This is a genomic window from Flavobacterium sp. FlaQc-47 (genome assembly GCF_044006475.1).
GTDB lineage: Bacteria > Bacteroidota > Bacteroidia > Flavobacteriales > Flavobacteriaceae > Flavobacterium.
In genome coordinates this window covers 1-367 of the sequence record NZ_JBIPCQ010000020.1, presented here as the reverse complement: position 1 = coordinate 367, position 367 = coordinate 1, and the positions used below count along the sequence as shown (strand labels likewise).

Annotated in this window: 1 protein-coding gene; it reads right to left on the bottom strand. The window is 31.3% G+C overall.

The annotated features are described in order from the left end of the window. Positions 1-43: 43 nt before the first annotated feature. Positions 44-367: transposase (locus ACHRVX_RS23840; RefSeq protein ID WP_395337089.1), on the bottom strand; the 324-nt coding region annotated here is incomplete at its 5' end.

The window sequence follows — 367 nt, the reverse complement described above, 5'->3', positions numbered from 1 at the left end:
AAAGATTCTGCTGAAGCATTAGTACTTCTGTTATCAAAATAATTTAAGATTGACTGGTAGTTAAAAGTAATTGTATTAAGTAGGATATTGAAGCTTTAAAACCAGATTCCTCTACATTTCTATACCAGTGGGCCAGTTTTGTCATGGCAATATGTTTATCGTTATTATTGTTATAAATTCCTCGGAGTTGTTGACTTAAATTGTAAGCTTTCTTTAGATCGGGATATAACTCAAATAAAAGTTGACCTCTTTCATTTTGGCTTTGAGTCCATTTTTCGCGAGATTTATAAAGTAAATATCTGCTTCTGGCTAATAATTGTTTTACGGAATCTCCGTTGATTAAAAGCTTGGGAATGTATGTTTTGTT